Here is a 26,429-nt window from a genome sequence, read left to right on the forward strand (position 1 = left end):
GCTGTTGCCACGGATCGTCGTACCCGCTAAATTCATCACATGGTGAAAAACGCGGTGAGTTGCCGTGAGGTCGTCGTCGTGCGCGGCGACCGGGAGGTGCTGCACGGGGTCGGGTTCGACCTCCGGGCCGGATCGGTGACCGGGCTGCTCGGGCCGTCCGGTTGTGGCAAGACGACGCTGATCCGCGCGATCGTCGGCCTGCAGGCTCGCGTGACCGGCGATGTGTCGGTGCTCGGGCTGCCGGCCGGTGCGCCGAAGCTGCGCGGCCGGATCGGCTACGTGACCCAGGAGCCCAGTGTGTACGGCGATCTGACCGTCGCGGAGAACCTCCGCTTCTTCGCCGCGGTGCTCGGCGTCGCGTCGTCCGACGTGGAGCGGGTGATCGAGGCGGTCGACCTGACGAGTCACGCCAACGCCCGCGTCGACCGGCTCTCCGGTGGTCAACGCTCGCGCGCATCCCTGGCCGCCGCGCTCCTCGGCAGCCCTGAGTTATTGGTGTTGGACGAACCAACGGTCGGGCTCGACCCTGTGCTGCGTCGTGATCTCTGGGAGCTGTTCCACAAGCTGGCCGACGACGGCGCGACGCTGCTCGTCTCGAGTCACGTGATGGACGAGGCCTCGCGCTGCGACCGCTTGCTGCTGATGCGGGACGGCGATCTGTTGGCCGACGACACTCCTCGGGCGCTGCTCGACTCGGTCGGTACCGAAGACATCGAGCAGGCGTTCCTCACCCTGATCGACCGGAAGGCAGGTGCGCGATGACTCCGCGGGTGACGTTTGCGGTTGCGGCTCGGGTGTTGGCTCAGCTGCGGCGGGATCACCGGACGGTGGCGATGCTGATCGTGCTGCCGGCGTTGCTGGTTAGTCTGATGTGGTGGATGTTCCATGACTCGCCGGGGACGTTCGACCGGATCGGCGGACCGTTGTTGGCGGTGTTCCCGGCGATCATCATGTTCGTGGTGACGTCGGTCGCGACGCTGCGCGAGCGGTCGAGCGGGACGCTGTCGCGGTTGTTCACGATGCCGATGGCGAAACTCGACTTCCTGCTCGGGTACGCGCTCGCGTTCGCGCTGATCGCCGTCGTACAAGCGCTCGTGGTCGTCTCGATCGCCTTGTATCTCTTGGATCTGAACATCCAGGGCGATGCGTGGCAGTTGGGCGTGGTCGCTGTGCTAGACGGCGTACTCGGGGCTGCCCTAGGGTTGTTCGCCAGCGCGTTCGCGGCGACCGAGTTCCAGGCCGTGCAGATGATGCCGGCGGTAATGATCCCGCAGATCCTGCTGTGCGGTCTGCTCGTCCCGCGCGACCAGTTGCCCACGGTCCTGCGCGCGGTCAGCGACGTACTGCCGCTGTCCTACGCCGTCGACGCCGTCATCGGAGTTGCCAACGGCAACGGCCTCACCACCGGCACCGGCAGCGACGCCCTGGTCGTGGTCGCATTCGTCCTCGCAGCCCTCGGCCTGGGCGCCGCCACCCTCAAACGGCGTACCGCTTAGCTCACTCGCCGAAGAGCCAGTCGGACTTGACGGGTGGTGCGAAGCGGAAGTAGGTCGGGTCGGCGAAGGTGCCGGGGATCTTGCCGTGGCCGGTGATCGACGTCTTCGTTCCGTTCGCGTGGCCGAACGTGTAGAGGTACGCCGACTTCGTTTCCTTGTCGATGCCTACGACAACGGTTCCGTAGTTGCCGCAGCCGCCCGCGACCAGCGTCTCGAATCCCTGCCACGTGCCGGCGCGGACCTTGGTGACGACCGGCTTCATCGCGGTGTTGACCGGGATGTGGATGGTGTACAGCGCGCCGCCCCGGGTGTTCGCGAGGAACGTGTCGTACGCCGCGGCCTTGCTGATCAGCGTCATCGACTTGACCGACGCGAATCCCGGCGCCGATCCGTACGCCTTCCAGACGCCGGTGTCGCCGACGACCCAGCGGAACAGCACGCCGTCCGACCGCAGTCCGTACTCGTAGGTCCGCGGGTGGGTCGGATCGTCGTTGAACGTGGACGTCTCGTGGTCGATGAACTTGCTCCACCCGCCGCCGATCCGGGCCAGCTGCGACTCCGTCACCTTGCCGCTCTTGTCGAGCGTGATCCAGTGCTGGTACATCGCGTCCCCGAGCACGACCCGCCCGTACCGCGAGGTGCCGGCCGCTGTCGGCTCGTTGACGAACGACGCGCTCATCCGCACCGCGCCATCGGCGTACAGACCGGGTACGACGCTCTTCGCCCCCGCCGTCGGCGGCGTCACCCCGGTCACCCGCTGCATCGTCTGGTCCCCACCGGCCGTCACCGAACCGAGGTTCAGCGCACACCCCGCCGTCGGGCTCGCTGTTGCTGTTGTGGACGCGGTCGCTGTTGTCGTGGCAGCGGCGACCATCCCGGCCGCCGCCGCCACCATCGTCACGATCTTGTGCAGTTTCCTCATATCTCCCCCTTCGCAATCAACCCCTTGCGATGGGTGAGACTCCAGCCGGATCCCCTTGGTTGATCACGATTCGAAGACTTTGACGACCTTCCCGTTCTTGTCGTAGGCCGCGACCTTCGGCTGGTCGTGGATCTTGTACTTCGCCTTGGTGGTCCAGGTGAACGCGAACCAGCCGCCCTGGCCGACCGGGACCTGATACACCGGTCCGGATCCGATCCGCAGCCGGACCGTGACGGCGGCCGTCGACTTGACCCGGCCCCAGCCGCTCATGCCGTACGTCGTGCAGATCCCGTTCGTGCAGCCCCCGCCGCCACCGCCGGCGGCGTACATGTCCGCTCGTACCGACTTGTCGGACGGATCGAGCACGGGGTCGCTTCCGGTGAGATTTGTCAGGGTGGCGAACGTCGTGTTGGCAGCGAGCTGGCCCGGGAGTCCCTCCTTCTCCGACAGTTCGCACTCGACGACCTTGTGGCCCGAAGGAGAGATCGCGACCAGATCCGCCTCCTGGTACGCCTTCGACTGGTCCAGTGCCACCACCTGCCAGTCGGTGACGTCGATCCAGGCGAGCACCGAGCAGTTCCGCAGCTTGTCCGCGGTGCTGGCCGGCAGCGGGTCCTTCGCCGCTGCCGCGACCACTGCCGGCTTGGGCCTGTCCCCGCCGGGGACGATGCACTGCGCGAACTTCTCGCCGGTCTTGATGTCGTACAACATCAAGTGCCCGGACCGGATCCCCGGGCCGCTGCCCTGGAGCGGCCGCTTCTCGTCCGGGTTCCGCAGGGCGCAGCGGCGGGTGGCCTCTTCCTTCGTGATCCGCTGGTCGGCGCCGGCCTCACCGCTCGGTACGCCGGGAACCGGATCGAACTGCGGGTTCTGCGGCTTGTGCTCCGCGACGCCCGGCGTCGAGTCCGCGGAGTTCAGGTTGGGCAACAGGCTCGCGGCGACGGCGATCGCGGCGACGCCGACAACCGTTCCACCCACGCCGATGAGCTTCCGGCGACGCCGGCCGCGCTGTCCACGTCGTAGTACCTGTGTCGTGTCGAAGGGGTCCAGCGGCTCCGACTCGGCAAGCCGGTGGAGCTCGGCGCTGACCTCACGTACGTCTTCCATCTCGTTCTCCTTCACAGCGCCCGGCTCGTCCGCCGCCGGTCGATGGCTCGTCGGAGAGTGTCGAGACCACGTGCCGCCTGGCTTTTCACAGTTCCCGCCGTACAGCCGAGGATCTCCGCGGTCTGCTCGACGGATAGGTCCTCGTAGTACCGCAGTACGACGCAGGCCCGCTGCCGCGGCCCGAGCGATCGCAACGCCTCGAGTACTTCGTCCCGGTCGGCATACCCCGCCGCGAAATCCTCGCGATCGACCCGATCCGGTACGTCGCCGATCGCAACCTCCCGCCGCCACGGCCGCCGCCCACCGTCATGCGCGGCATTGACCACCATCCGACGGGCGTAAGCGAGCGGATTCCCCACCCGCCGCACTTTCGGCCAGGCAAGGTACAGCTTGTAGAGCGCGTCCTGAACGACGTCATCGGCCCGATGCCGATCCCCCACCACCAGAAACGCCGTCCGCCGCAAGGAAGCGCTAGCCCCCTCGACAAACTCGACAAACTCCCGATCCCGCTCCGCCATCGGCCCCTCCACTCTCCATCTCCCCCTCAAGACGGAACCCCAGAACCTCCAGGTTGCACCCAACCGGGGATCAGCCCAACGGGGATCAGCCCAACGCGGTGCTACGCGCGGCTCGTCCCTCGCCGTGCTCCGCGCCGCACCCACCCACCCCCGGGCTCATCGCCCGGAGCATCCTTTCCGGCTATCGCCGGATCAGCGGGCTACCGCCCGCACTCGTGCACGCTGCCGCGCGAGCGACCGCCCCGTGGTCCGGCCGGTACGTATCTGTTGAGGTGGCTGCGGCCGGCCCATCGCGGGGCTCGTGCTCGGTGAAGCGGAGTGTGGTCAGCCCGTGCTGTAGCGGGCACGTTATGGGTACTGGCAGGGTCTGGGTTGTCCGGTCGAAGGAGAGGGATTGATGAGTACTTGGACTGCGGAAGAACTGGACGCCTTGGACCGGATCGATGAGATCCGCGTCGCCGGGCGTCGGCAGGACGGATCGCTGCGAACACTCACGATCGTGTGGCACGTCGTCGTCGACGGGAGCCTCTACGTCCGCTCGGTTCGCGGTGCTGAAGGCGCTTGGTACAAGGGCGTGCTCCACCACCACGAGGGCGCGATCTCGTGGGACGGCACGACTCGCGACGTCACCTACATCGCTGACGGCACAGTCGACGACCAACTCGACGCGGCGTACTACAAGAAGTACGGCAACGGCCCGGACACCGACGCAATCGTCAACAGCAAGGCCAAACCGACAACCCTCCGCATCGAACCAAGGTAGGCGTCGGCGTCCGCACCTCGTGTTGAACGGCGGTCCACAACCACCTGGCACGGCTGGTCCGCTCATCAAGGAGTTCAGGCGCCCCGCCCTCACAGTCGCCTCGACGAGAATGGTCCAGCCGCACCACGAGGCGGTCGATCGCGCGGCAGCGCGCACCGGTGCGGGCGGTAGCCCGCAGATCCGGCGATAGCCGGAAGTCCCCGGCGATAGCCAGAAGGTCCCGGCGGCATCCGGAAGGTCCCGGCGGCAGCCGGAAGGGATGCTCCGGGCGATGAGCCCGGGGGTGGGCGGGTGCGGCGCGGAGCACGGCGAGGAACGAGGCGCGCGTAGCCCCGCGATGGGCCGACTGCAGCCAGCCCGACGAGTACGCGAACCAGCCGGACCACGGGGCGGTCGATCGCGCGGTAGCGCGCACGGGTGTGGGCGGTAGCCCGCAGGTCCGGCGATAGCCGGAAGGGATGCTCCGGGCGATGAGCCCGGGGGTGGGTGGGGCGGCGCGTAGGACGGCGACGAAGGAGCCGCCCGTAGCCCCGCGATGGGCTGGTCTCAGCCCGACAGATGCGCGACGTTGTGCCACGCCGGGTCCGGCTCCACAGTCAGAGTTACCTTGCCGTGGGGCCAGCCGGTGGTGGCGGCTTGGAGTTGGGCGTCGGCGGGGGTGGTGCCGTCGGTGTAGTAGTGCAGGATGCGGGTGCCGGCCGACGTCTCGTGGGCGAGCAGGTTGCCCGAGCCGCCCAGCCGATCGGTGAGGTGGTCTTCGAAGGCTCGCAGCTCGTCCAGCATCTCCGACTCCGGCAGCCCGTCCTCCCGCACCACCGGATAGTGGATCGCCACCGCCACATGCGTATCCAGATGCGGCCGCCGGATCGACCGCAACGGGTACTCCGCGGTCGCGATCACCCGCTGCCCATCACGCGTACCCTCGAGCATCTTCCACGCCGGACTCCCGTCCTCCAGCGTGTGCTCCGCAGCAAACCCAGCCACCGCAGGCAGCAAAGAATCAATCGGTACGGCGTCATCCGGCGGCGCAGGCAACGTGTCGATCGCCCCCACCCACGTCTCCACCATCTCCTCGCCCAGCACCAGATCCAGGATCAGGAACGTCACCCGCCGCTGAGCATCGACCGACAACGACGCAAACACCGGATGATGTACGCCGACATGCACCGAAGCCGTATCGGGCTCGATCGACACCACCGACTCATCCGTCGCAACGGGAGGCAGCCCGTCGAACTGGATCGTCACCGCGGGCCCCGGCCGGCGCAGATCGGCGTACTCCCAGATCTGGTCGGACGGCGGTGCGGCCCGCAGCCAGCGCCGGGCGACCGCCCGCTGGGCCGGGTTCCCCGCCGCGGTGACGATCAGCACGTGCGACGCGTGCAGCCCAGGGCCCAGCTCCCACTCCAGGTCGGGGTTGATCCGCGAGATCCGCTCGTTCAGCTCCACGTTCACGTCGGTCGGCTGCTGGCGGGCGATCGCGTCCGCCACGGCCGTGGCGCCGGACGCGGACCACCAGGACCAGAACGCGCCGATCGGGTCGGCCTCCGCGGCGTTCCGGCGTCGACGCTTGAAGATGGGCATGACCGCATCCTCTCCCAACCAGGGGTGCGACCATCGAACCAGTGGGCTCGCTGGTGTGGCCCCCGCCACATGATTAGGGAGCGCCAGGTTCAGGCGCGTAACCTGCTGACACCACTGGCAGATGGGTGGGTTGATGAGGAGGAACACGTAGTGCTTCGGCGAGTCCTGCTGGGCATGTCCCGCAGCCCCCAGATCAAGAAAGCGGTGTCGTCGCTCCCGGTGTCCAGTGGCATCGTGGCGCGGTTCGTCGCCGGCGAGACCGCTCCGGAGGCCGTGCTGGCCACCGAGAAGCTGGTCAGCAACGGGCTGAACGTCACCCTCGACCACCTCGGTGAGGACGTCACCGACCTGGCCGCCGCGCAGGCCACCGCCGACGCGTACCTCGACCTGCTGAAGAAGCTCGCCGCTGCCGGCCTCACCAAGAACGCCGAGGTCTCGGTCAAGCTGTCCGCGGTCGGCCAGGCGCTCCCGGGCGACGGCGAGAAGATCGCGCTCGAGAACGCCCGGACCATCTGCCTCGCGGCCCGCAACGCCGGTACGACGGTGACCCTCGACATGGAGGACCACACCACCACCGATTCCACGCTCGGCATCCTGCGCGAGCTGCGGCAGGACTTCCCCGAGACCGGCGCGGTCCTCCAGGCGTATCTCCGCCGTACCGAGGCCGACTGCCGCGACCTCGCGCACGCCGGGTCCCGTGTCCGCCTCTGCAAGGGTGCGTACAAGGAGCCGGAGTCGGTCGCGTTCCAGGAGAAGCGTCAGGTCGACAAGGCGTACGTCCGGGCGATGAAGGTCCTGATGAACGGCGCCGGCTACCCGATGATCGCCTCGCACGACCCGCGGCTGATCGCGATCGCCGGTGCGCTCGCGGAGCGCGCGAACCGCCGGCCGGGCAGCTTCGAGTACCAGATGCTCTTCGGCATCCGCCCCGAGGAGCAGCTCCGCCTGGCCGGCCTCGGCCACACCATGCGGATCTACATCCCGTACGGCGAGGACTGGTACGGCTACCTCGTCCGCCGCCTCGCCGAGCGCCCCGCGAACCTGCAGTTCTTCGCCCGCTCCTTGATCAGCAAGAAGTAGCCGCAGCGCTCAGCAGTAACCTGTGCACCATGAGTGCAAAGGTGGCCGTTCTCGGGGCCGGAGTGATGGGGGAGACGTTGCTGTCCGGGCTGATTCGAGCCGGGCGGCGACCGGAGGACCTCCTGATCACCGAGCGCCGGGAGGAGCGCGCCGCCGAGCTGCGGGAGCGGTACGGCGTTGACGTCGTCTCCAACCTGGACGCGGCGAAGCAGGCGGAGACGCTGGTCCTGGTGGTGAAGCCGCAGGACATGCCGGATCTGCTCGCCGAGATCGCCCCCGCGGTGCAGCCGTCCCAGACCGTGATCTCGCTGGCGGCCGGTATCACCACCAAGTTCGTCGAGTCCCGCCTGCCCGAAGGCGTCGCCGTCGTACGCGTCATGCCGAACACGCCGGCCCTGGTCGACGAGGGCATGGCCGCGATCTCCCGCGGCGCGCACTGCGACGAGAGCCACCTCGAGCTGGCCGAGAGCCTGCTGGCCGCGACCGGTCGCGTCGTACGCGTGCCCGAGAAGCAGCAGGACGCGGTGACCGCGATCTCCGGCTCGGGTCCGGCGTACATCTTCTTCGTGGTCGAGTCGATGATCGAGGCCGGTGTCCACATGGGCCTCCCACGCGGTACGGCGACCGACCTCGTCATCCAGACCGTTGTCGGTTCGGCGAAGCTGCTCCGCGAGACCGGCGAGCACCCGACCGTACTGCGGGAGCGCGTCACCTCTCCGGGCGGTACGACGGCCGCCGCCGTACGCGAGCTGGAGGACCACAAGGTCCGCGCCGCGTTCCTCTCGGCGATCGAGGCCGCACGCAACCGTTCCCGCGACCTGGCCGCCGAATAACACCTGCCGAATAACACCTCTCGCACTGCTGGCGTTATGGTTGTGCGCCGCAGTTCCTTCCTTGTTCAAGGGTTGAGTCGCTATGGTCCCGCCCATGGGAAATGGTTCGGTCGAGCCGGACACCGCGCCTGCGCAGCAGCAACACGAGGTCGCGCAGCGAGCTGATGTGCCCCAGTTGCCGTGGCGTGTGCCGCTGGATCCGGCGCCGTGGTGGGCCTGGGCGCTGTTCATCCTGCCGTTCATCGTCGTCCCGGGGCTGAACTCGTGGCTCTGGATGGGCGCCCGCGACATGCTCGCGGTCGGCCTGCTGACGATCATCGGCGCGTCGGTCGTCCGCGTCGCCGGCGGCGTCGTGCTGTACCGGGTCGAGCTGACCGAGACCGCGCTGAAGGCCCGCACCAGCATGCTGATCCGCAGCCTGGCCTGGCAGGACGTCGACTCGATCGAGGTCGGCGACGACAACGTCGTCCTCACCCGCGGCCAGGACGAGAACGAGATCAACGGCATCCCCAAGGACCGCACCGCCGAGGTCGGCGCCGTCATGGAGGCGATCCGGGCTCAGGCCGCGGACACGCCCGTACGCCGCCACCGCCCGCGCCCGGGCATCGGCGCCGCGCTCGTCCTGCTGTACCTGGTGCTGTCGATCGGCGCCTTCCTGCTCCGCTGGCACATCGTCATCTGACGCTCCACGGTCCTTCGCCGGCGATCCGCTCGACGCTCACCCGGGCGACCACGCCGGTGTCCCAGATCCCTTCGCCGAAGGGGAACTCCGGCAGGCCGAGGTAGCGCTGGGTCTCGCGATCCATCAACGCCTTGTACTCGTCCGGGATCCCAGGCCCGTCGAGCTTCACGGTGCCTCGCACAACGAGGTACTGCGTGATGCCGCGCGCGCTGACCTGGTCGTCCTGGATCAGCAGCGTCACCCGCGGATCGCGGAACAGGTTGCGGGTCTTGCGGTGTGGCGCCTGGAGACCGATCAGGATGTCGTCGCCGTCGCGCTCGACCCACACCAGTGAGGCCTGTGGCGACCCGTCCGGATCGATGGTGATGATCGTGACGTCCTTCGGCTCCTCGAAGAGCCGGTAGCTGGATTCGGGAATCATGACGTCGACGCTAGCCAGCCCCGTGGGAACCTCTGGGTACCCTGAGCGCTGTGTACGGAGTGGAACCCGGTGACATCTTCCTGGCCGATTGCCCTGCCCGCCTGGCGGTCGAGGTGATCGCGGACAAGTGGACGGTCGTCGTCCTCTGGGGACTCAACGATCACGCCCGACGCCACTCGGAGCTGATCGATCTCATCGGCGGCATCTCGAAGAAGGTGCTCACCCAGACGCTCCGGCGCCTGCAGACGAACGGCCTGGTCACGCGCACCGATCACGGCGGCGTCCCGCCGCGCGTCGAGTACGAGCTGACCGCCCTCGGCCGCACGCTGATGGGCCCGATCCGGATGCTCACAGAGTGGGCAGAACAGAACGGAGACGCAGTCCTCGCGGCCCAAGAGGCAGGATGACCGCATGGACTTCTCTCTGTGGCCCGCAGCCTCCCGGACCTGGAACGGCGTACTCGAAGGTGCCGAGTACGCCGAGCGCACCGGCTGGCACGGCGTTTGGATAGCTGATCACTTCATGCAGAACAGCGACGACCTGACCGTCCCGGTCAACGAGGCTCTCGCGCTGCTGGCCGGCATCGCCGCACGCACCTCGCGGGTGCGGGTGGGCTCGATGGTGCTCGGCAATACGTACCGGCACCCGGCGGTGGTCGCCAACGCGGCCGCGACGATCGACCAGATCGCGAACGGACGGTTCGTGCTCGGGATCGGCGCGGGGTGGCAGGTCAACGAACACGAGGTGTACGGGATCGAGCTGCCGGCGATCGGTCCGCGGCTGAAGCGGTTCGAGGAAGCCTGTCAGGTGATCAAGGGCCTGCTGACGCAGGAGCGGACGACGTTCGACGGGAAGTATTACCAGCTCACCGATGCGCCGTGTGAGCCGAAGCCGGCGCAGCTCCCGATCCTGATCGGCGCGTCGGGGGAGAAGGTTGCCCTGGGCATCGTTGCGAAGTACGCCGACGAGTGGAACCACTGGGGCCGACCGGACCTAGCGGCGCAGAAGGGAGTGGTTTTCGCGCAGCACTGTGAGCGAGTCGGGCGGGATCCGCAGAGCATCAGGCGGTCGGCGCAGACGTTCCTGGAGGTCGTCGTACCGGGTGATGCCGAGGCGGCGGAGCGGAAGGAAAGGCTCGAGAGTCGCGGCGCGCACGTGATCATGGGATCGGCGCAGGAGGTGCTCGACGTGGTCGCGCAGTACCCGGCGGCCGGGATCGACGAGCTGCTCGTGCCGGACGCGTTCCTCGGCGACGGCAACCGGCGTTTCGATGCGTTGGAGCGTCTCCGCGAGGAAGTGCTACAGAAGATCTAGTGTCGCGACCACGGGCCAGTGGTCGCTGGGTACGCGCCCGTCCGGGCGGTAGTGCGAGACGGCCGCGTCGGTCACCGTCCACGTCGGTGTGACGAGGATGTGGTCGATGCGGTCGTCGTCCTCAGTGCCGGTGAAGTTGTGCCAGCTGCCCCCGGCTTCGAGCGGTACGGCGAGGGACAGGCCGGACTCCACGAGCGACTTCACCGGCGGAGAGTCAGGCGTGGCGTTGAGGTCGCCCATCACGATCCACGGCAGCGATCCGCTGATCCAGCGGGCGATCAGCCGCGACGACTGCAGTTGCGCGACCTCGCCGGCGTGGTCGTAGTGCGTGTTGACGACGCCGACCGTCGTACCGTTGCGGTGCCGCAGCCAGACCAGCGTCGCGATCCGGGTCAGGTCCGCGTCCCAGCCGACGGATCCCGGCGTACCCGGATCGTCGGACAGCCAGCGGGTCTCGTGCCGCTCGATCCGCCAGTCGCCGGGCCGGACCAGGACGACGGAATGCTCACCCGCGCTCATCCCGTCGTCCCGGCCGGCGCCGACGATCTCGTACTTCGGGAACCGCCAGCGCAGGTACTCGAGCTGGTCGGGCAGCACTTCCTGCAGCCCGACCACGTCCGCGTCCAGGTGCTCGATCGCCGCCACCGCCGCCTTCCGCCGTACCGGCCAGGCGTTGTCGCCGTCCGGTGCGGAGGAGTTGCGGATGTTGAAGGTGGCGGCACGGAGCTTCATGGTGCCGATCCTGCCAAACCCATGGCTCGCGTCGCTGCCTGGAGTCGGGGAGTGCTCGCGTCGAGCGCCCGGTCCCGGCCCTGCGCGAGCAGCTGGTCGATCGCTCCCGGGTCGGTCGTCAGCCGCGCGTACTCCTTCTGCAGCGGGTCGATCACCGCGAGAACGGCATCCGCCACATCCTGCTTGAGAGCGCCGTACGTCGCGTACGACTTCGCCAGCTCGACCGGGTCGCCGTCGGTGCACGCTGCCAGGATGTCCAGCAGGTTGGTGACGCCCGGCTTGTTCGCCTCGTCGTGCCGGACCTCGTTCTCGGAGTCCGTCACCGCGCGCATGATCTGCCGGCGGATCACGTCCGGCGGGTCGAGCAGCCGGATCGTGCCGATCGCGTCGTCGGCCGCGGACTTGCTCATCTTCGCGGTCGGGTTGGCCAGGTCCTTGACCCGGGTCGCCAGCGCCGCCTTGTTCAGCTGCGGTACGACGAACGTCTCGCCGTACTCGCGGTTGAAGCGGATCGCGATGTCGCGGGCGAGCTCGACATGCTGGTCCTGGTCTCCGCCGACCGGGACCCGCTCCGCGCCGTACAGCAGGATGTCCGCGGCCATCAGGCACGGGTACGTGAACAGCGACGCCCGGGTCATCGGGCGGTTGCCCTTCTCCTTGTACTGGATCATCCGCGACAGCTCACCGACGTACGACGTGCACTCGAGCAGGTACGCGAGCTGGGCGTGCGTGGGGACGTCGGACTGGATGAAGACCGTGCCCTCGGGTACGCCGGCCGCGAGCATCAGCGTCGCGAACTCGCGGGTGAGCGCGGCGAGTCTTCGGGGGTCGTGCTTGGTCGTCATCGCGTGCAGGTTCGCGACGAAGTAGAAGCCGTCCGGGTCGGTGAACCGGCGCAGCGCGCCGAGGTGGTTGCCGAGCGTCAGCCGGCCGGACGGGGTGATGCCGGACAGTGCGGTCATGATCGTTGCCTTTCGGTGTGTGGGCCCCACCGAGGGCAACGAAAAAGGCCGCCTCGGAGAGGCGGCCTTGGTGGCTGCGTGCGAACACGCCGGGTGGACCGCCCTAGGCGGCCCACCACAGCTGCAAGTTCGTGTTCACGGATCGAGCGTACCTCATCGCGCGGTCAGCGACTGGACGATCAATTCGTTGCGGGCGTCCTGACCCAACGGCACCGACGGGTGCACGCCGTCGCGCAGGTAGTTCAGCAATCGGTACGGCTTGACCCAGAGCCACTCGGCCCAGCGGATGATGCGCAGGTTCGAGTACTTCTCCTGCGCGTCGTACATCTGCATGTTCAGCCAGGAGCTGTTGCGCTGGTCCGCGAGCTGAATCGTCGCGCCGACGCTCTTGCGGACGGCCTGGATGTTGACCCAGTACACGATCCGGTTGCGGCCGACGATGCTCATCGCCCGGTCGAGCTGGGCGGCGAACTTCGGCGGGTCGAAGATGTCGTTCGACCCGCTCGCCATCAGGACCCGTCGCGGCAGGCCGTACGCCGCTGCCCACTGCTGCAGCGCGTCAACGGCGCCGGAGGTGGGCCGGCTGGACCAGTTGTTGACGGCCATCTGGCTGCCGTCGCGACCCAGCAGCCGGGTCGCGAGCGACTTCCCGTCCTGGACCGAGATGCTGTCGCCGAACATGTAGACGCCGTCGGTGTCGAGGACGCGGTGGATCTGTGCGGTGGTCGAGATGGCGCGCGTACCGTTCGCCCAGGAGCCGAGCACGCCCGAACCGTACGGGCCGGTGGTCGTGGTGGTGGCGGCCGCGAAGCCGTCGATCGTATCGGCAGAGGTGGACGCCGTGGTGGCGGATGCGATTTCGGTAGAGACGGCCGCAGAGACGGCGGCTGCCGCTCCGACTGTGAAGATCTGCCGCCGGTTGGGTTTCATTTGCCTCACGGGAGGTACTGTGCGGCCTGCTCCGCGGCCCCCGCAAGTCCGAATCTCACTGTCCGCAGTCGAAGCACACCGAAAACGGCGCGAAAAGGGCCCATTCGAGCGCTTGCTCAGGCGTAGATCTGCAGGAACCTGCAAATTCTGTAACGCTTTGCAGTCCGCTGCCGATGAATCGACTGTTGGACCACCGACGAGCCGGCGCAACCAGGGAGGGGTGTTGCGCCGGCTCGTCGCTCTTGCCTCAGGTTCCGGTCGTCAGCTCCTCGATGAACGGCCCGACGACAGCCATCAATTCCTCCGGCGACGCATCCAGCCCGTCCAGCCGGACCAGGTGCCGACTGATCACCAGCCCGAGCGTCAACGCCCCGATCACCCCGGACCGCAGTACGGCGTCGTCCCCGGGCAACTGCGCCGCGATCTGCCGCTGCTGCGAGGTCATCGCCGCCCGCACCTCTTCGGCCGCCTCGGGATGACTGAACATCGCGCGGAGAGCAGCTAGCGAGGCCGCGGGCTCGTCGGTCAGCTTCTCGGTCAGCGCGGCGGTCAGTAGCTCGGCGATCTGCTCCGGCGTGCCTTCGATCGGTCCGTCTGCGGGGATCGCGGCTGCCTGCGCGAACAGCTTCTCCTTGGACCCGAAGTACCGCATCACCAGGCCGGGGTCGCTGCCGGCCTCGGTCGCGATCGCGCGGATCGTCGTCCGATCGAAGCCGTGCTCGCCGAACAGTTGCCGCGCGGCGGTGAGGATCCGCGCCTCGGTCGCCTGCCGCTGTTCCACCCTGGTCGCCATGGAGTTCAGTCTACGCATGTTGACTCAGCGAGGTGTGCCGGTCTACGGTTCAGTCAACACATGTAGACCGAATGAGGAGTTTCGATGATCCAGGCGATTCTGCTGACGTTCCTGGCCGGGCTGATGACCTTCAACGGCATGCCGCATTTCGTGCAGGGCATCAGCGCCCGCGAGTATCCGAATCTCACCGGCAACTCCCCGATCAGGAACGCGGTCGGCGGCCTCGTCGCGTTCGTGATCGCCGGCGCGCTGATCGTCCCGGCCCACGTCGCGGCTCATCCCTGGCCGGCCGCGATCGCCGGGCTGCTGGGCGCCGCCGTGATGACCGTCTTTCATGCCGGCGGCGGCGCTTTCCGCCTGAACAGAAGATTCGGGAAACCCATGCCCAAGGCCTGACGGTTATCGTCGGGGCATGAGTGGTGAGGCGTTGCTGGTCTTCGACGACGGATTGACGGCGTACGACTTCGGCCGGGGGCACCCGATGAGTCCGATCCGGGTCGAGCTGACGATCAAGCTGGCGCGGGCGCTCGGCGTACTCGATCAACTGAAGGTCGTGCCCGCGCCGACGGCGGACGATGCGTTGCTCGAGACCGTGCACACCCCGGAGTACGTCGCCGCGGTGAAGAACGCCGGGGACCACCCCGACGAGGCGGATCCGATCCACGGGCTCGGCACGTCCGACACCTACTGCTTCCCGCGGATGCACGAGGTCTCGGCGCAGATCGTCGGCGCTTCGGTCGAGGCGGCGCGGGCGGTGTGGGAGGGCGACGTGCTGCACGCCGCGAACATCGCCGGCGGTCTGCATCACGCAATGCCCAACCAGGCCAGCGGTTTCTGCGTGTACAACGACCCGGCGATCGCGATCCAGTGGCTGCTCGACCACGGCGCCGAGCGGGTCGCGTACGTCGACGTCGACGTGCACCACGGGGACGGCGTACAGGCCGTCTTCTACGACGATCCGCGGGTGTTGACCGTCAGCCTGCACGAGTCGCCGACCACGCTGTTCCCGGGGACGGGCAGTCCCGGCGAGACCGGCGGGCCAGGCGCGGAGGGTACGGCGGTCAACGTCGCGCTGCCGCCGGGGACCGGCGATGCGGGCTGGTTGCGGGCGTTCCACGCGATCGTGCCGGACGTGGTGAAGGCGTTCCGGCCGAGCGTGCTGGTCACGCAGCACGGGTGCGACTCGCACGTCGAGGATCCGCTGGCTCACTTGACGAAGACCATCGACGGACAGCGGGCGGCGTACGTGGCCTTGCACGACCTTGCCCATGAGGTGGCGGGCGGGAAGTGGGTCGCTACCGGCGGCGGTGGGTACGCGATCATCGACGTCGTACCGCGAGCCTGGACGCACCTGCTCGCGATCGTCGCGGGCGACCCGATCGACCCGCTGACGCCGGTGCCGGAGGGGTGGCGCGAGGAGATCCAGATCCGGTTCGGCCGGGTCGCGCCGATGCGGATGACCGACGGGCAGGACGCGAAGTACGTCGACTGGTCGACCGGCTACAACCCCAACACCTGGCTCGACCGCTCGATCAAGGCGACACGCGACGCGAGCTTCCCTTTGTTAGGTCTTGATACAACCTACTGAGTCACAGGAGTCCCCCTCTTTCCCATTCGTACCAACAGCCACTACGCTCGTTGCATGCACGGACGGAGGTGCCGGAGGGGAAGCCGGCGCACGATCCGTGCTGGAAGTGCGGTGCGCAATGGCATCAAAGAAGTCCGGTGGTGAGCAGCCGCTCGCCGAGGTGAAGTTCCTGACCGTGGCGGAAGTCGCCACGGCCATGCGCGTGTCCAAGATGACTGTGTACCGCTTGGTGCACTCCGGAGAGCTGCCCGCGGTGCGGGTAGGTCGTTCGTTCCGGGTGTCGGAGGACGCCGTGCACGACTACCTCAAAGGCGCCTTCTTCCAAGCCGGATAACAACGAGAGTCGAAGGGGCCGGATCCATTGGACCGGCCCCTTCGTCATGCTCTGAACAGCGCCCGGAGCGCCTTCGCGGCCTGAGCGACGGTCTCGTCCGGCAGATCGGCCCAGAGCTCGTGGTGCGCGGCCGAGCTCGCCTTCACCGCCTGCTCCGCCAAGCTGATCCCCTCGGGGGTGAGGCGGATCTGCGTGCCGCGGCCGTCGTCCGGATCCGGCTCGCGGGTGACGAGGCCCCGGCGTACGAGCTGGTTGGTGACGTTGCTGGTGCCGCCGGAGGACAGGAGGAGATTCCGGCTCAGGTCGGACGGCTTCTGCCGGTACGGCGTACCGCCGCGACGCAGGGACACGATCACGTCGTACTCCGCGGTGGTCAGGCCGAGGTCGCGGAGGATCTGCCGGGTCGACTCGCTCAGCTCCGCTGCCAGCACCATGATCCGTTTCGCGAGCTCGCTGGTCGGGTGCAGGACCTCGGGCAACTCCTGCTGCCACGAAGCGATCAGCTGGTCCACCGGGTCGTCGTTCACGGTTGACAGTCTAAATCCCTTTGGTGATAGCTTTTAAGAAAGCTTTCTACTGAGGGAGATGTTTGTGAGGCTGTTGCTCAAGGGTGGGACCGTGATCGACACCTTCCCGGAGGTGGTCGTACGCCGGGGGGCCGACGTACTGATCGAGGACGGGCGGATCGCCGCGGTCGGGCCCGAGCTGGACGTGGATGCCGAGGTGATCGACGCGAGCGAGCGGATCGTGCTGCCGGGGTTCGTGGACACGCATCGGCATCTGTGGCAGACCGCGTTGCGCGGGACCACGGTCGACGACGATCTCGGGACGTACTTCGAGCGGGTGCTCGGCGCTTATGGTTCCCGGTTCCGCGCCGAAGATGTTGCGGCAGGCAACCTTGTCGGTGCATTGGAGTGTTTGAACGCCGGAATCACGACGGTTCAGGACTACTCACATGTCCAGCGGACGCCCGAGCATGCCGACGCGGCTCTGGATGCGTTGGAGCGTAGCGGGATCCGGGCGGTCTTCGGGTACGGTCCCTCGCCGCTCGGCGGTGGCGCTGTCAATCCGGCGGAGATGCGGCGGATCATGGCGCGGCAGTCCGACCGCCTTGGTCTTGCGGTCGCCGCGATCGGGCCTTCGTTCGTGCCGTTCGAGGCTGTCCAGGCGGACTGGGAGCTCGCGGACTCGCTGGGCGTGCCGGTTGTGGTGCATATCAGCAGCAGTTCGCAGACGCCGGATCCGATCACGCAACTACGCGACGCCGGCCTGGCTCGGCCGAACACCCTGTACGTGCACGGGAACAATCTGCCCGACTCCGAGTTGAAGGTGATCGCCGAGACCGGCGCGGCCGTCTCGATCACGCCGACAGTCGAGGCGCGGATGGAGATGGGGCAGCCGCTGGCAGGTCGACTCCGCGCCGCCGGGGTTGATTTCAGCCTCGGGATCGATGTTGTGACCACCTCCGGCGGTGATATATTCCGCGCGATGCACGAGGTGCTTGCCCTTGGCTACAAGGCGTTCTCCGCCGCAGAGATGCTGCAGCTGGCCACGCTCGGTGGTGCTCGTGCACTCGGGTTGGCCGAGGTCGGTTCGCTTGCTATTGGCAACAAGGCTGATGTGATCCTGTTGCGCAGTACGGACATCAACCTGGTCGGCGGGCTGCACGATCCGGTCGCGACGGTGGTGACCGCAGCGCATCCCGGCAACGTGGAAACGGTCCTCGTCGGAGGTGCGCCGGTGAAGCGCGACGGCCACCTGGTCAGTACGTCGTTGGATCAGGCTCTCGGTGCGCTGGCCGAGTCGACGGCGTACCTCACCGCTTGAGGAGTGCGCGGATCGCAGTACTGATCTCGTCCGGTGCTTCCTCGGCCATGAAGTGGCCGGCGGTCGTGGTCTGGTGGTGGAGGTCGATCGTCCAGGCCTTCCAGCGCGCGGCCGCGTCGAAGCCGAGCGCCGCGCCCCAGTCCTGCTGGATCACCGTCACCGGCATCCGCAGCTTGTTGCCCTGAGCAAGATCTTCCGAATCGTGCGTGACGTCGATCGTCGCCGAAGCACGGTAGTCCGCAACGATCGACGGCACCGCCCGCCGCGACGCCTCCAGGTAGACGGACCGCACCTCGGGCGGGATCGCCGCGGGATCCTTCACCCAGAGATCCAGGAAGTACCCGAAGAAGTCGTCGGACGCCGCCGCGATCATCCGCTCCGGCAGCCCGGCCGGCTGCGCCATCAGATACAGGTGGAACCCGACCGCCGCACTCGTACCGTGCATCACCTCCCACATGTCGAGCGTGGGCAACACGTCCAAGCACATCAGGTGCGACACCACGTCCGGATGATCGAGCCCAGCCCGAAACGCGACCAAGGCCCCCCGGTCATGCCCCACCAACGCAAACCGCGAGTACCCCAACTCCCGAGCCACCGCGACAACATCCGCCGCCATCGTCCGCTTCGAGTAGTCCCCGTCCGGCTTGTCACTCTCGCCATACCCGCGCAGATCGGGACAGATCACCGTGTGCTCACCCGCCAACTCACGAGCGACCTTCCGCCACATCAGATGCGTCTGTGGGAACCCGTGGAGCAGGACAACCGGAGTGCCGGACCCGGTGACGGCGACGTTGAGTGTCACGCCGTTCGCGTGGATGCGGTGGTAGTCGAATTCGTTCACGCCGATCAGCCTGCTGGATGCCGATGAGCGTTCGATGAGCACGCTACGGTGGCTGGGTGGAGTTCGGGGTGCTTGGGCCGGTCGAGGCCTGGGACGGGGAGCCGGTTGATTTGAAGGGGCCTCGGCATCGGGCGGTGTTGGCTCGATTGATCGTGGCGCGAGGGCGGGTTGTGCCGGCGGGCGTGCTGGTGGATGACCTGTGGGTGGATCCGCCGGCGGGGGCGTTGAGTGCGTTGCGGACGTTTGTGGCCGCGTTGCGGCGGGCGATCGAGCCGGAGCGGGCGCCGAGGGAGCCGGCTCGGTTGCTGGTGACCGAGGGGCCTGGTTATGCGTTGCGGACCGAGGCTGTGGATGCGTGGCGGTTCGAGGCGGCGGTGGGGGCGTCGTTGCCGCCTGGGGAGTTGCTGCCGGGACTGCTTGCGGGGTTGGCGTTGTGGCGGGGTCCGGCGTACGCGGAGTTTGCGGATGAAGGGTGGGCGCTGGCCGGGCGCTCGCGGTTGAACGAGTTGCGGCTGCGGGCCGTGGAGCGGGTCGGGGAGGCGCGGCTGGCGTTGGGGCTCGCAGCGGAGGCAGTGCCGGACCTGGACGCACATGTGACTGAGCATCCGTGGCGTGAGGACGCCTGGCGGTTGCTCGCGCTGGCCTTGTACCGGAGCGAGCGGCAGGGCGACGCTCTCGCCGTACTGCGTCGCGCCCGGGAGACTCTGGTCGGTCAGCTCGGTGTTGATCCCGGCCCGGCGCTCAGCCGGTTGGAGACCGACATCCTCAACCAAGCCGCGCATCTCACGCCGGCCGACAGTGTCTGGGCGGAGACGGCCGCGGCGTACGACCGCGTGGTCGGCGGGACACGCGCCCGGATCGAGTCGACCGTCGGACTACTCCGCAACCTCGCGGTCACCGGTGGTGGCGGCTTGGAGGCCGCGCGTGGACATCGCCTCGCTGCCATCACGGCTGCCGAGGAGTTGGGTGATCCCGATCTGACGGCGCGAGTGATCGGCGCGTACGACGTACCTGCCATCTGGACGCGCTCCGACGACGAGACGCAGGCCGCGGCGATCGTGGCTGCGGCCGAACGGGTTCTACCGACGCAGCACCACCCGAGCATCCGCGCCCGCCTGCTCGCGACCATCGCACTGGAATCACGTGGCTCCCGCTCATCACGACCTCACGAGGCAGCGCTCGAGGCCGAGGGACTCGCGCGCGGTCTCGACGACCCAGCGCTGCTGGCCTTCACGCTCAACGGCGTCTTCATGCAGACCTGCTACCGAGCCGGTCTCGCTCCAGCCCGCGACGCGATCGGCGCCGAGCTCGTCACCCTCTCGCAACGCCACAACCTCTTTACCTATGAGGTTCTGGGCCACCTGATCCGGCTCCAGTCCGCGTGCGCACGAGCCGACCACACAGCCGCCGACGAACACGCCGCAGCCGCCGACGCGTTGGCCGCCCGCCACGAGCTCCCGCTCGTCGAGGTCTTCACCCGCTGGTATGCCGCCCTCCGCGCTGACACCCCCGAGTCCTACCGCGCAGCCGCTGCTCTGCTGGACGGCGCCGGCATGCCAGGGCTGAGCGAAGGCCTTCTCCCGCTGGCATTGGCCGCGCACGCGATCCGCCATGGCGAGCCGATCCCCGAGGCTGACTACGGCCCGCATGCCCCGTGGGTGAAGGGATCGCCGAACCCGCCGCCCGGGCTGTTACTCGAGACCTACTGGGCACTAACTGCTCACGCGGCCAGGCAATCAGGCGACGCCCAACTGTTGGAGAAAGCGCAGACCGCTCTGGGCACTGCCGCAGAAGAGCACGCAGGCGGCAGCGGCCTGCTCACACTTGGCCCGGTCGCCGACTTCTTGCGTTAAAGATCGTCCGGGGAGCCACTCTCGGACTTGCGATCAGCCTGCTGGCGCAGCTCGTGGTGTGACTGGTGCGCGGTCGTCCGATACGCCTCCTCGTACGCCGCCAACGCGCCGGCCACCCCGGACCCGCGACCCCGCCGCTTCGCCCACGAGGCGAACCAGGTCAGCCCCGCGAGCACCACCACGAGTCCACCGACAAAGACGACGTACGCCATACGCCCACCGTACTGCGCCATTCCCAGCAGGCTGCCAGGTTCCTTCCAGGACCGTCGCAGCCCGCGCGACCAGGATGGAACTACCAACCAGAAGGAGGCTCCCGATGCCGATCCGAATCGTCAAAACAGTTGCCGTAGGCACCATCGCCACCCTGGGCCTGGCCGCCGTCGCCTTCACCCCCGCCGCCTACGCGAGCACCACCAAGACCACCGCGACCCCACACCTGGCAGTCCTCACCAAGCCGGTCGCCGAGGTCACGGTCCGCAAAGCCGCCTAGTTGGTACGACGCGCGCGGAACGCCAACGCGTGCGGGATGTCGGGGCCGGTCGGCTCCTCGAAGCGCTCGACCGTCAGACCGGACTCGACGATCGCGTTCAGATACTCCGCCAGGGGCATATGGCGCATACCGATCCGGCGACGGATACCTTCCGCGCTCCACCACGGCGACTCGTCGTGCCAGCCGGACTGCCGGTAGGTCGGGTGGGCGGTCCGGCGGCCGTCCTCCTCGTACACAACGTGCGGTCCGTTGAAGCAGGGGTGCACGCCGTACGCCACCAGCACGCCGCCCGGGCGCAGCACCCGCGCCGCCTCGAGCAGGACCGCGCCGAAGTCGTCGACGTCCGTCGAGATCCACATCGTGATCGCGGTGTCGAAGGACGCGTCGGCGAACGGAAGCACGGCGGCATCGCCGTGCACCAGGGGTCCGTCGGTTCGGGTCCGGGCCAGGCTCAGCTGGTCCTTCGAGAAGTCCAGCCCGACGACGCTGCGTCCGCTGGCCCGGATCGATTCGAAGTTCCGCCCGGTGCCGCAGCCGATGTCGAGACACGGTCCTGAACCGGGGCCGAGCAGCTCCAGGACGCCGGGCTGATGTGGCTCCGAACCCTCCACGAACCGCTCTTCGTACCAGTCCGCCAAACCGTCGTACCGAGCCCTCAAAACGGCCTCCCCAGGTCATGTCAAGTTTAGTCGAGGAGGCTGCTTTAGGTCGGGACAGTGACCTACGGGTAAGCTTTGCCGACGTTCTCTTTGAGTTTGGATGGTCAGACGTGGGTTCCGTAATCAAGAAGCGCCGCAAGCGTATGGCGAAGAAGAAGCACCGCAAGCTGCTGAAGAAGACGCGGGTGCAGCGCCGCAAGCTCGGCAAGTAGCCGGCAGGTACTGTTCCGCCGCGCCCGGTCCGGCTGGGGGTAGCTCGTGGCACAGGTAGTGATGGTTACCGGCGTCTCGCGGGACGCCGGTGCTCGCTGTGCCCGAAGGCTGGCCGATGACCCGGCGATCGGCACCGTGCTCGGGGTCGATGTGGTCCCGCCACGGGCCGAGCTCGGGCGGGTCCGGTTCGTCCGGGCAGACATCCGCAATCCCGTGATCGCGAAGGTGATCGCGGCCGAAGGCGTGGATACGGTCGTCCATACGGGCGTCGTGGCGACCCCGGGTAGCGCCGGTGGTCGTTCGTCGATGAAGGAGATCAACGTCATCGGCACCATGCAGCTGCTCGCCGCCTGCCAGAAGGCGTCCGGCGTGGCCAAACTGGTGGTCAAGTCCTCCACCACCGTGTACGGCGCCGGCCCGCGTGATCCGGCCATGTTCACCGAGGAGATGGCGCCACGCGCGATCCATCACCACGGACTGAGCAAGGACGCGGTCGAGGTCGAGGGGTACGTGCGCGGCTTCGCCCGTCGCCGCCCCGACGTCTGCGTCACCACGCTCCGGATGGCGAACTGGATCGGCCCCAAGACCGATTCCCCGATGACGCGGTACTTCGCGCTGCCGGTCGTGCCGACTGTTTTCGGGTACGACGCGCGCCTGCAGTTCCTGCACGAGGACGACGGCGTCGAGGCGATCCTGCGCGCGACCGTCAACGATCTTCCCGGGACCTTCAACCTGGCCGGTGACGGCATGCTCTCGTTGTCCCAGGCGATCCGCCGGCTCGGCCGGCCGACGCTGCGGCTGCCGTCGTTCACCGCGTCCAGCACGGCTGCCGCCGTCCGGCGGGCGCGGCTGGCGGACTTCTCGCCTGACCAGATCACCTTTCTTACTTATGGGCGCGGTGTGGACACGACCCGGATGCGGACCGAGTTCGGGTTCGAGCCGAAGTACACGACCGCGGAGGCGTTCGACGATTTCCGGACCTCGCTCGGGGTCGGCGCGATGACGCGGGTCGCGGGCGTGCTCGGCGCTGGGCTGGGAGCGTTGCGTGGCTGACGCGGACGTGATCCCGATCGGCTCCGGCGGCCGGCCCGGCCGCGGGAGCGGACGCCGTACGACGCCCTCCGCCGCCGCTCGTGCGCTCGCGGGGCCGAACAAGAAGAAGAACAACCGCGCCGGAACCGACCAGTCCGCCGACGGGAAGGCCGCCGGGCGTGGACGGGCGGTTGACCCGCGGAGCGCGGCGGGGCCGGATGAGGCGGGCGCTGAGGCTCTGGGGATCGTGCCGGATGTGGATAGGCCCGATCTGTCGGGGCTGGACCTGAGCGGGCTCGACTTCGGGCGGCTCGAGCGGATGGTGCGGGAGCTGTTCGGGGAGGACGGCGAGCGCCGGGTCGCCGAGTGGCTGGCGTTCCTGCGGCGGCGGCTGAGCGGTGACTACGAGCTCGACGAGTTCGGGTACGACTCCGATCTGACCGACCAGGTGCTGCTGCCGATGCTGCGCCCGATGGTGGAGAAATGGTTTCGCGTCGAGGTGCGGGGCATCGAGAACATTCCGACCGACGGCAGTGCGCTGATCGTCGCGAACCACTCGGGCACCATGCCGATCGACGGACTCGTGACCCAGGTCGTCGTCAACGACCACACCGGCCGGCCGCTGCGCACGCTGGCGGCGGACCTGGTGTTCCAGACGCCGTTCGTCGGCGAGCTGTCCCGCAAGGGCGGCGCGACCCTGGCGAACAACGACGACGCCGAGCGGCTGCTCCGCCAGGGCAACCTGGTCGGGGTCTGGCCCGAAGGGTTCAAGGGTCTCGGCAAGCCGTTCGCCGAGCGGTACAAGCTGCAGCGCTTCGGGCGGGGCGGGTTCGTCAGCGCCGCGATGCGGACCGGCGTACCGATCGTCCCGTGCTCGATCGTCGGGGCCGAGGAGATCTATCCGCTGGTCGGCAACATCGCCTCGCTGGCGCGGCTGCTCGGCGTCCCGTACATCCCGATCACGCCGTTCTTCCCGCTGCTCGGGCCGCTCGGCCTGATCCCGCTGCCGTCGAAGTGGCTGATCGAGTTCGGCGAGCCGATCCGCACCGACGACTTCCCCGACGGCGCCCCGGACGACCCGATGCTGGTCTTCAACGTCACCGACCAGGTCCGCGAAACCATCCAGCAGACCCTCTACACCCTGCTGATGCAACGCCGCAGCGTCTTCTTCTGAACCCACCGGACACAGCAAGAAGCCCGGCACACGATCGGTGTGCCGGGCTTCTCTGCGTCTTACCTCCAGGGTCCTACTTCCAGGGCGGAAGCAGGGTCTGGATGATCCCCGGAAGATCGATCAGGGGAGTCGTCGGGAACGGCCACGGCCAGGACGGCGTGGTCGGGGTGAGCGTAGAAGGCAGCACCGTGGGCGTCGCAATCGGCGAGTTTGACGACGACGGCTTGGGTGGCGTCTTCAGGACCGTCGGCGGCGGAGCCGTGGACTCGACGATCGTGGTGTTCGGCAGCTGGGTCGGCGCCGTGCTCGGCTGGAGCGTGGTCGACGCACCGGGTGTCGGGATCGTCGAGGACGCCTTGGTGCTCGTCCCCGGCTTGACCGGATCACTCGGCTCGCCGTTACCGGGCGTCGTCCGGTTCGGCTTGCTGGTGTTGGTGCCGCCGCCGGTGTTGGCCGACTTCGGTGCCGCGCACTTCGGGCAGGCTGCCGACGTGTGCTGCGCCAGCTGCTCGATCGTCGCCAGCGCCTCCACTCCGGACTTCAGCGACTCCGGCGGGAGTTTGGGCGCGAGCCCCACAAGAGCCTGGCGGGCGCTGGTGATGAAGGCCGTGATCGCGCTGATCGAACTCTCGTCGCCGTCCTGCTGGTACGACGCGACCAATCGGGACACGCCCTTGCGGGACTGCGCCGAGAAGTCGTCCAGGGTCGCGTTGATCGTGCCCACCGAACCGCCGTTGTCGGCGAGCTCGCGGACAACGGACAATCGGGTCATCGCGTGCTCGAGGTCGCGCCGGCCGCGTGAGTCGTCCCCGACGCTCACATTGGTCGACACGTTCTCGATGCTGCGCTTCATTCCGTACAAGGTGTCGCCGGGCATCGCCTGCTGGGCGGCGGCGGCAGAACCGATGCCACCTCCGAGCAGCACGAGCGCGGCGGTACTGGCCACGAGCCGGATCCTCCGGCCCTGTCGGCGGCGGATATCTGTCACGGACGCGCCAACGTCCTCGCGACCCGGCGGGTCGTCCGAGCTGTCCGGTGCGCTGCGCACCATCGTCGGAGTCGCAGTGGTCGCCGCGCGCGCCGCCGCCTGCTCCAGCAGACGGTGCCGCAACTCGGCGCTGAACTCCGGTCGCGGTGCAACTGCGCCGGCGGTCCTCAGCCGTCCGACCAGCTCCACAGCTTCCAGCAACTCGGGGTCTTCGCTCAGTCGCGCGGAGTGACGGGGCCCGTGATCGACGGCGTGCGCGAATGACTCCGCGCGCGCTCGAGCCCTGTGTAGGTCACTCATGATGTTCGTTCTCCTCAATGGCCAGTCGGGGTTACCGACAGGTCCTCATGAAGAGGAACGAGGAAACTCGCTGACGGGTTACGAAAGACATTCGTTGTCATCCGCCTCACCTCAAGTCCTTGGGGATAACCTTCGCCAAGTGCCTCACGGCCCTCAGTTGCAGTTGCTTGACGGCGCCCTCCGATTTCTCGAGCGCCTTGGCCGTTTCCGCGATCGACAGGCCGGCGAAGAACCGCATCGTCAGGCAGTCGCGCTGCTCGTCGGGCAGGCCCGCGACCGCGTCCCGCAGGACCTCTGCGGTGGCGGCGGCGAGCACATCGATCTCCGGACCCTCGGTCTGCCGGTCGTGGGTCTCGATCTCGTCGGTGACCACTTCCAGCCGGACCCGGCCGGACTTGTAGTGGTCGGTGATCAGGTTCCGGGCGATCGTCACCAGCCAGGCGCCGAAGTCCCGGCCCTGCCAGCGGAACGAGTCCAGCGCGCGCAGCGCCCGGACGAAGGTCTCGCTGGTCAGGTCCTCTGCGAGTGCCGACGAGGACACCCGCGCATAGATGTAGCGATAGACGGTGAGCGAGTACTCGTCGTACAGCTCACCGAAGGCACCGACGTCCCCGGCCTGGGCGCGATCGACGAGCTCTGCACGTCTCATCCCGTCCGGGCTTGGCTCCGGCGTGGTCAAGTTTTCTCCCCGTTCAACTGACACGTCTTCTGACACATCCGCGAATGGCCACAGTGGCTGGGACAGGACAGAGCGTTACCGCTCGAACGCACACTGTCAACAGCCTGAGGCGTGCCGCCTTCCGTCCGGTCTGGTCGTCACGAATGCGCCAGCGGACTGCGTCCGTAGGTCGGAGCAGCCTGCTGTCGGGGATGGTGGTGCATCGCGCATGAGGTTCCCCGCGCGGCCGGGTTTCTGCAGTGTGAGGTTCGACAGAAGCGCGCCCGCGAAGTCACCTGTATATCGGTGGTCACGCTCTGCTGCAACCGTTCTGCGCA

General features: G+C 68.1%; 32 protein-coding genes. 17 read left to right on the forward strand and 15 right to left on the reverse strand.

Annotated elements, in window-relative coordinates:
• Positions 1–39 precede the first annotated feature (39 nt).
• Both FDA38_RS25190 and FDA38_RS25195 read left to right on the forward strand, forming a co-directional pair.
• Positions 40–762 carry an ABC transporter ATP-binding protein gene (locus FDA38_RS25190; RefSeq protein ID WP_137256517.1) on the forward strand — a complete coding sequence of 241 codons (723 nt, stop codon included), beginning with the start codon at positions 40–42 and terminating at the stop codon, positions 760–762.
• The gene (locus tag FDA38_RS25195) at positions 759–1,496 is read left to right on the forward strand and encodes an ABC transporter permease (protein WP_137256518.1); all 738 of its coding nucleotides are present in this window, start codon (positions 759–761) and stop codon (positions 1,494–1,496) included. The genes FDA38_RS25190 and FDA38_RS25195 overlap by 4 nt, the downstream gene beginning before the upstream one ends.
• A 1-nt stretch (position 1,497) precedes the next feature.
• Here FDA38_RS25195 and FDA38_RS25200 read toward each other — a convergent pair whose 3' ends face one another.
• The 3 genes from FDA38_RS25200 to FDA38_RS25210 all read right to left on the reverse strand — a co-directional run bounded on the left by FDA38_RS25200 (position 1,498) and on the right by FDA38_RS25210 (position 4,043).
• The gene (locus tag FDA38_RS25200; RefSeq protein WP_233714915.1) at positions 1,498–2,418 is read right to left on the reverse strand and encodes a hypothetical protein; all 921 of its coding nucleotides are present in this window, start codon (positions 2,416–2,418) and stop codon (positions 1,498–1,500) included.
• A gap of 63 nt (positions 2,419–2,481) precedes the next feature.
• Complete coding sequence (locus tag FDA38_RS25205) at positions 2,482–3,525, reverse strand: hypothetical protein (protein ID WP_137256519.1); 1,044 nt, start codon at positions 3,523–3,525, stop codon at positions 2,482–2,484.
• An 11-nt stretch (positions 3,526–3,536) separates the two neighbouring features.
• Entirely contained in the window at positions 3,537–4,043 is a 507-nt protein-coding gene (locus FDA38_RS25210) for a SigE family RNA polymerase sigma factor (protein WP_137256520.1), read from the reverse strand.
• A 397-nt stretch (positions 4,044–4,440) separates the two neighbouring features.
• Between FDA38_RS25210 and FDA38_RS25215 the strand changes: the two genes are divergently transcribed.
• A complete protein-coding gene (locus tag FDA38_RS25215; RefSeq protein WP_137256521.1) occupies positions 4,441–4,806 on the forward strand; it encodes a DUF2255 family protein in 366 nt (121 codons plus the stop codon).
• Between the two features lie 546 nt (positions 4,807–5,352).
• On the opposite strand, the gene FDA38_RS25220 is transcribed toward FDA38_RS25215, so the two are convergent.
• Complete coding sequence (locus FDA38_RS25220) at positions 5,353–6,387, reverse strand: DUF695 domain-containing protein (RefSeq protein ID WP_137256522.1); 1,035 nt, start codon at positions 6,385–6,387, stop codon at positions 5,353–5,355.
• 150 nt (positions 6,388–6,537) lie between these two features.
• Between FDA38_RS25220 and FDA38_RS25225 the strand changes: the two genes are divergently transcribed.
• The 3 genes from FDA38_RS25225 (at position 6,538) to FDA38_RS25235 (ending at position 8,982) form a co-directional block, all read left to right on the forward strand.
• Positions 6,538–7,467 carry a proline dehydrogenase family protein gene (locus FDA38_RS25225; RefSeq protein WP_137256523.1) on the forward strand — a complete coding sequence of 310 codons (930 nt, stop codon included), beginning with the start codon at positions 6,538–6,540 and terminating at the stop codon, positions 7,465–7,467.
• A gap of 29 nt (positions 7,468–7,496) precedes the next feature.
• Positions 7,497–8,300 (forward strand): pyrroline-5-carboxylate reductase, encoded by an 804-nt coding sequence (proC, locus tag FDA38_RS25230; RefSeq protein ID WP_137256524.1) that lies wholly within the window; start codon positions 7,497–7,499, stop codon positions 8,298–8,300.
• A 94-nt stretch (positions 8,301–8,394) separates the two neighbouring features.
• Positions 8,395–8,982 carry a hypothetical protein gene (locus FDA38_RS25235; protein WP_233714916.1) on the forward strand — a complete coding sequence of 196 codons (588 nt, stop codon included), beginning with the start codon at positions 8,395–8,397 and terminating at the stop codon, positions 8,980–8,982.
• Here the strand turns inward: FDA38_RS25235 and FDA38_RS25240 are convergent.
• A complete protein-coding gene (locus FDA38_RS25240) occupies positions 8,975–9,403 on the reverse strand; it encodes a TIGR03618 family F420-dependent PPOX class oxidoreductase (RefSeq protein WP_137256526.1) in 429 nt (142 codons plus the stop codon). The two genes, FDA38_RS25235 and FDA38_RS25240, sit on opposite strands and share 8 nt — an antisense overlap.
• A gap of 50 nt (positions 9,404–9,453) precedes the next feature.
• Here FDA38_RS25240 and FDA38_RS25245 point away from each other — a divergent pair, with 50 nt between their 5' ends.
• Both FDA38_RS25245 and FDA38_RS25250 read left to right on the forward strand, forming a co-directional pair.
• Entirely contained in the window at positions 9,454–9,810 is a 357-nt protein-coding gene (locus FDA38_RS25245) for a winged helix-turn-helix transcriptional regulator (protein ID WP_137256527.1), read from the forward strand.
• Between the two features lie 4 nt (positions 9,811–9,814).
• Complete coding sequence (locus FDA38_RS25250) at positions 9,815–10,717, forward strand: TIGR03560 family F420-dependent LLM class oxidoreductase (RefSeq protein ID WP_137256528.1); 903 nt, start codon at positions 9,815–9,817, stop codon at positions 10,715–10,717.
• Here the strand turns inward: FDA38_RS25250 and FDA38_RS25255 are convergent.
• The 4 genes from FDA38_RS25255 to FDA38_RS25270 form a co-directional block, all read right to left on the reverse strand.
• A complete protein-coding gene (locus FDA38_RS25255) occupies positions 10,703–11,449 on the reverse strand; it encodes an endonuclease/exonuclease/phosphatase family protein (protein ID WP_137256529.1) in 747 nt (248 codons plus the stop codon). The genes FDA38_RS25250 and FDA38_RS25255 overlap by 15 nt on opposite strands.
• Positions 11,446–12,411, reverse strand: coding sequence for a tryptophan--tRNA ligase (gene trpS / locus FDA38_RS25260; protein WP_137256530.1), 966 nt, complete (start codon positions 12,409–12,411; stop codon positions 11,446–11,448). Before trpS ends, FDA38_RS25255 begins: the two co-directional genes overlap by 4 nt.
• A 153-nt stretch (positions 12,412–12,564) precedes the next feature.
• Entirely contained in the window at positions 12,565–13,341 is a 777-nt protein-coding gene (locus tag FDA38_RS25265; protein ID WP_233714917.1) for an SGNH/GDSL hydrolase family protein, read from the reverse strand.
• A gap of 247 nt (positions 13,342–13,588) precedes the next feature.
• The gene (locus FDA38_RS25270; RefSeq protein WP_137256531.1) at positions 13,589–14,134 is read right to left on the reverse strand and encodes a TetR/AcrR family transcriptional regulator; all 546 of its coding nucleotides are present in this window, start codon (positions 14,132–14,134) and stop codon (positions 13,589–13,591) included.
• Positions 14,135–14,218: 84 nt separating this feature from the next.
• On the opposite strand from FDA38_RS25270, the gene FDA38_RS25275 reads away from it, so the two are divergent.
• From FDA38_RS25275 to FDA38_RS25285, 3 genes are all read left to right on the forward strand, one after another.
• On the forward strand, positions 14,219–14,530 hold the full coding sequence (locus FDA38_RS25275) for a hypothetical protein (RefSeq protein ID WP_137256532.1): 312 nt from the start codon (positions 14,219–14,221) through the stop codon (positions 14,528–14,530).
• Between the two features lie 16 nt (positions 14,531–14,546).
• The gene (locus FDA38_RS25280; protein ID WP_137256533.1) at positions 14,547–15,722 is read left to right on the forward strand and encodes an acetoin utilization protein AcuC; all 1,176 of its coding nucleotides are present in this window, start codon (positions 14,547–14,549) and stop codon (positions 15,720–15,722) included.
• 118 nt (positions 15,723–15,840) lie between these two features.
• Positions 15,841–16,056: a helix-turn-helix domain-containing protein gene (locus FDA38_RS25285; protein WP_012923942.1), complete on the forward strand. Its 216-nt coding sequence runs from the start codon at positions 15,841–15,843 to the stop codon at positions 16,054–16,056.
• Positions 16,057–16,100: 44 nt separating this feature from the next.
• Here the strand turns inward: FDA38_RS25285 and FDA38_RS25290 are convergent, their stop codons facing one another.
• Entirely contained in the window at positions 16,101–16,583 is a 483-nt protein-coding gene (locus FDA38_RS25290; RefSeq protein WP_137256534.1) for a MarR family winged helix-turn-helix transcriptional regulator, read from the reverse strand.
• A 64-nt stretch (positions 16,584–16,647) separates the two neighbouring features.
• On the opposite strand from FDA38_RS25290, the gene FDA38_RS25295 reads away from it, so the two are divergent.
• Positions 16,648–17,883 carry an amidohydrolase family protein gene (locus FDA38_RS25295; RefSeq protein WP_233714918.1) on the forward strand — a complete coding sequence of 412 codons (1,236 nt, stop codon included), beginning with the start codon at positions 16,648–16,650 and terminating at the stop codon, positions 17,881–17,883.
• Here FDA38_RS25295 and FDA38_RS25300 read toward each other — a convergent pair.
• On the reverse strand, positions 17,873–18,724 hold the full coding sequence (locus FDA38_RS25300; protein ID WP_233714919.1) for an alpha/beta fold hydrolase: 852 nt from the start codon (positions 18,722–18,724) through the stop codon (positions 17,873–17,875). The two genes, FDA38_RS25295 and FDA38_RS25300, sit on opposite strands and share 11 nt — an antisense overlap.
• Before the next feature lie 56 nt (positions 18,725–18,780).
• Here FDA38_RS25300 and FDA38_RS25305 point away from each other — a divergent pair, with 56 nt between their 5' ends.
• A complete protein-coding gene (locus FDA38_RS25305) occupies positions 18,781–20,577 on the forward strand; it encodes an AfsR/SARP family transcriptional regulator (protein ID WP_137256535.1) in 1,797 nt (598 codons plus the stop codon).
• On the opposite strand, the gene FDA38_RS25310 is transcribed toward FDA38_RS25305, so the two are convergent.
• Positions 20,574–20,789 carry a hypothetical protein gene (locus FDA38_RS25310; protein ID WP_137256536.1) on the reverse strand — a complete coding sequence of 72 codons (216 nt, stop codon included), beginning with the start codon at positions 20,787–20,789 and terminating at the stop codon, positions 20,574–20,576. The genes FDA38_RS25305 and FDA38_RS25310 overlap by 4 nt on opposite strands.
• Positions 20,790–20,893: 104 nt before the next feature.
• Between FDA38_RS25310 and FDA38_RS42360 the strand changes: the two genes are divergently transcribed.
• On the forward strand, positions 20,894–21,067 hold the full coding sequence (locus FDA38_RS42360; protein ID WP_170989854.1) for a hypothetical protein: 174 nt from the start codon (positions 20,894–20,896) through the stop codon (positions 21,065–21,067).
• Here FDA38_RS42360 and FDA38_RS25315 read toward each other — a convergent pair.
• Positions 21,064–21,726: a class I SAM-dependent methyltransferase gene (locus FDA38_RS25315; protein ID WP_137256537.1), complete on the reverse strand. Its 663-nt coding sequence runs from the start codon at positions 21,724–21,726 to the stop codon at positions 21,064–21,066. The two genes, FDA38_RS42360 and FDA38_RS25315, sit on opposite strands and share 4 nt — an antisense overlap.
• Positions 21,727–21,836: 110 nt before the next feature.
• Between FDA38_RS25315 and FDA38_RS25320 the strand changes: the two genes are divergently transcribed.
• The 3 genes from FDA38_RS25320 to FDA38_RS25330 all read left to right on the forward strand — a co-directional run bounded on the left by FDA38_RS25320 (position 21,837) and on the right by FDA38_RS25330 (position 24,145).
• Positions 21,837–21,938, forward strand: coding sequence for a 30S ribosomal protein bS22 (locus tag FDA38_RS25320; protein ID WP_008356322.1), 102 nt, complete (start codon positions 21,837–21,839; stop codon positions 21,936–21,938).
• 61 nt (positions 21,939–21,999) lie between these two features.
• Positions 22,000–22,992, forward strand: coding sequence for an NAD-dependent epimerase/dehydratase family protein (locus FDA38_RS25325; RefSeq protein ID WP_137256776.1), 993 nt, complete (start codon positions 22,000–22,002; stop codon positions 22,990–22,992).
• On the forward strand, positions 22,985–24,145 hold the full coding sequence (locus FDA38_RS25330; protein WP_137256538.1) for a lysophospholipid acyltransferase family protein: 1,161 nt from the start codon (positions 22,985–22,987) through the stop codon (positions 24,143–24,145). The genes FDA38_RS25325 and FDA38_RS25330 overlap by 8 nt, the downstream gene beginning before the upstream one ends.
• Before the next feature lie 73 nt (positions 24,146–24,218).
• On the opposite strand, the gene FDA38_RS25335 is transcribed toward FDA38_RS25330, so the two are convergent.
• Entirely contained in the window at positions 24,219–25,433 is a 1,215-nt protein-coding gene (locus tag FDA38_RS25335) for a DUF5667 domain-containing protein (protein WP_137256539.1), read from the reverse strand.
• Between the two features lie 106 nt (positions 25,434–25,539).
• The gene (locus FDA38_RS25340) at positions 25,540–26,082 is read right to left on the reverse strand and encodes a sigma-70 family RNA polymerase sigma factor (RefSeq protein ID WP_130384882.1); all 543 of its coding nucleotides are present in this window, start codon (positions 26,080–26,082) and stop codon (positions 25,540–25,542) included.
• Positions 26,083–26,429: the final 347 nt, after the last annotated feature.

It is taken from the genome of Kribbella jiaozuonensis, from assembly GCF_005233875.1.
Taxonomy (GTDB): domain Bacteria; phylum Actinomycetota; class Actinomycetes; order Propionibacteriales; family Kribbellaceae; genus Kribbella; species Kribbella jiaozuonensis.

Excerpts from the sequence above, each read along its gene's own strand:
- FDA38_RS25340 (WP_130384882.1), bottom strand. The coding sequence starts at position 26,082 with ATGAGACGTGCAGAGCTCGTCGATCGCGCCCAGGCCGGGGACGTCGGT.
- FDA38_RS25195 (WP_137256518.1), top strand. The coding sequence starts at position 759 with ATGACTCCGCGGGTGACGTTTGCGGTTGCGGCTCGGGTGTTGGCTCAG.
- FDA38_RS25310 (WP_137256536.1), bottom strand. The coding sequence starts at position 20,789 with ATGGCGTACGTCGTCTTTGTCGGTGGACTCGTGGTGGTGCTCGCGGGG.
- FDA38_RS25270 (WP_137256531.1), bottom strand. The coding sequence starts at position 14,134 with ATGGCGACCAGGGTGGAACAGCGGCAGGCGACCGAGGCGCGGATCCTC.
- FDA38_RS25220 (WP_137256522.1), bottom strand. The coding sequence starts at position 6,387 with ATGCCCATCTTCAAGCGTCGACGCCGGAACGCCGCGGAGGCCGACCCG.
- FDA38_RS25210 (WP_137256520.1), bottom strand. The coding sequence starts at position 4,043 with ATGGCGGAGCGGGATCGGGAGTTTGTCGAGTTTGTCGAGGGGGCTAGC.
- FDA38_RS25325 (WP_137256776.1), top strand. The coding sequence starts at position 22,000 with ATGGTTACCGGCGTCTCGCGGGACGCCGGTGCTCGCTGTGCCCGAAGG.
- FDA38_RS25215 (WP_137256521.1), top strand. The coding sequence starts at position 4,441 with ATGAGTACTTGGACTGCGGAAGAACTGGACGCCTTGGACCGGATCGAT.
- FDA38_RS25240 (WP_137256526.1), bottom strand. The coding sequence starts at position 9,403 with ATGATTCCCGAATCCAGCTACCGGCTCTTCGAGGAGCCGAAGGACGTC.
- FDA38_RS25235 (WP_233714916.1), top strand. The coding sequence starts at position 8,395 with ATGGGAAATGGTTCGGTCGAGCCGGACACCGCGCCTGCGCAGCAGCAA.
- FDA38_RS42360 (WP_170989854.1), top strand. The coding sequence starts at position 20,894 with ATGCCGATCCGAATCGTCAAAACAGTTGCCGTAGGCACCATCGCCACC.
- proC (WP_137256524.1), top strand. The coding sequence starts at position 7,497 with ATGAGTGCAAAGGTGGCCGTTCTCGGGGCCGGAGTGATGGGGGAGACG.
- FDA38_RS25250 (WP_137256528.1), top strand. The coding sequence starts at position 9,815 with ATGGACTTCTCTCTGTGGCCCGCAGCCTCCCGGACCTGGAACGGCGTA.
- FDA38_RS25205 (WP_137256519.1), bottom strand. The coding sequence starts at position 3,525 with ATGGAAGACGTACGTGAGGTCAGCGCCGAGCTCCACCGGCTTGCCGAG.
- FDA38_RS25255 (WP_137256529.1), bottom strand. The coding sequence starts at position 11,449 with ATGAAGCTCCGTGCCGCCACCTTCAACATCCGCAACTCCTCCGCACCG.
- FDA38_RS25265 (WP_233714917.1), bottom strand. The coding sequence starts at position 13,341 with ATGAAACCCAACCGGCGGCAGATCTTCACAGTCGGAGCGGCAGCCGCC.
- FDA38_RS25275 (WP_137256532.1), top strand. The coding sequence starts at position 14,219 with ATGATCCAGGCGATTCTGCTGACGTTCCTGGCCGGGCTGATGACCTTC.
- trpS (WP_137256530.1), bottom strand. The coding sequence starts at position 12,411 with ATGACCGCACTGTCCGGCATCACCCCGTCCGGCCGGCTGACGCTCGGC.
- FDA38_RS25280 (WP_137256533.1), top strand. The coding sequence starts at position 14,547 with ATGAGTGGTGAGGCGTTGCTGGTCTTCGACGACGGATTGACGGCGTAC.
- FDA38_RS25335 (WP_137256539.1), bottom strand. The coding sequence starts at position 25,433 with ATGAGTGACCTACACAGGGCTCGAGCGCGCGCGGAGTCATTCGCGCAC.
- FDA38_RS25200 (WP_233714915.1), bottom strand. The coding sequence starts at position 2,418 with ATGAGGAAACTGCACAAGATCGTGACGATGGTGGCGGCGGCGGCCGGG.
- FDA38_RS25285 (WP_012923942.1), top strand. The coding sequence starts at position 15,841 with ATGGCATCAAAGAAGTCCGGTGGTGAGCAGCCGCTCGCCGAGGTGAAG.
- FDA38_RS25190 (WP_137256517.1), top strand. The coding sequence starts at position 40 with ATGGTGAAAAACGCGGTGAGTTGCCGTGAGGTCGTCGTCGTGCGCGGC.